Here is a 1,318-nt window from a genome sequence, read left to right as displayed (position 1 = left end):
TGAACCGCTCCGGGTTTTTCGGAGGCTGGTTGGCTTGGGTCAGGCGGCCAAAGCTTGGTCGCCGCCGTGAGCATAATAGCGCGCTTCGGCCTCGGCGGGAGGGACGTTGCCGATCGGCGCGAGCAGGCGACGGTGGTTGTACCAGTCGACCCACTCCAGGATGGCGTACTCGACGGCCTCGAAGGAGCGCCACGGTCCACGTCGGTGGATGACCTCCGCCTTGAACAGGCCGTTGATCGTCTCCGCCAAGGCGTTGTCGTACGAGTCGCCGACGCTGCCGACCGACGGCTCGATGCCGGCTCCAGCCAGGCGCTCGGTGTACCGTAGAGCTAAGTATTGCGAGCCGCGGTCCGAGTGATGAACCAGCCCGCTGCCCTGGACGGGACGACGCTCGTGCAGGGCCTGCTCCAGGGCATCCAGCACGAAGCTCGCGTGAGCGCTGCGTGAGGCCCGCCAACCGACGATGCGCCGAGCGAACACATCGATGACGAAGGCGACGTAGACGAAGCCCGACCACGTCGCCACGTACGTGAAGTCGCTGACCCACAAGGCATTCGGCCGGGGAGCCTTGAACTGACGGCCGACGCGGTCGAGGGGGCAGGCTGCGGCCGGGTCGGGGATCGTGGTGCGTACGGTCCTGCCACGCACCACCCCCGCCAAGCCCATCTGGCGCATCAGCCGCGCCACCGTGCATCGCGCGGTCACGATCCCCTCCCGGGCCAGTTGCCTCCAGATCTTGCGCACGCCGTAGACGCGGAAGTTGGCCTCGAACACGCGCTGGATCTCGATCATCAACGCAGCGTCACTGCGCGCACGAACCGGCTGCTTCTCGGGGTCGGCACGCCGAGCGGCGTGCATGTAGTAGGTCGACGGGGCAATCGGCAGCACCCTGCAGATCGGCTCGACCCCGTAGACCTCCCGATGATCGTCGATGAAGCTGATCATGGCCGCGACCGGCGGTCGAGCTCCGCCATGGCGAAATACGCGCTCGCCTTGCGCAGGATTTCGTTGGCTTGGCGTAGCTCACGGTTCTCACGTTCAAGCGCCTTGATCCGCTCGCGCTCGTCCGTCGTCTGCCCGGGTCGCACACCTTGATCCCGCTCGGACTGGCGCACCCAGTTCCTCAGCGTCTCGCCCGAGCAGCCGATCTTGGCCGCGATCGACTGGATCGCCGACCATTGCGAGCCGTGCTCGCCCTCATGGTCGCGCACCATTCGCACCGCACGCTCGCGCACCTCAGGGGAAAACGGGGCTGTTCGCTTCGTCATGGCTCCATCCTCTCAGAAGTTGGAGCCTCCGGGAAACCCGGGGCGGTTCA

Annotated in this window: 1 protein-coding gene and 1 other annotated feature; the gene reads right to left on the bottom strand. The window is 66.7% G+C overall.

From position 1 onward, the window contains the following. Window positions 1–39 precede the first annotated feature (39 nt). Window positions 40–1,268 (bottom strand): IS3 family transposase gene (locus G4G93_RS35350; protein ID WP_099053496.1). Its coding sequence is split into 2 segments (ribosomal slippage): window positions 40–974 and window positions 974–1,268, totalling 1,230 coding nucleotides; the frame shifts between segments, so codons are not numbered across the junction. Continuing rightward, window positions 871–987 (bottom strand) — a sequence feature (AL1L pseudoknot). Its footprint overlaps the gene before it by 117 nt. Window positions 1,269–1,318: the final 50 nt, after the last annotated feature.

Origin of the sequence: Methylobacterium sp. DB0501 (genome assembly GCF_011043735.1) — a bacterium.
In the GTDB taxonomy this organism is placed as follows: domain Bacteria; phylum Pseudomonadota; class Alphaproteobacteria; order Rhizobiales; family Beijerinckiaceae; genus Methylobacterium; species Methylobacterium alsaeris.
The sequence above is the reverse complement of the archived record's forward strand: the minus strand, read 5'-3'. Positions and strand labels throughout refer to the sequence as shown.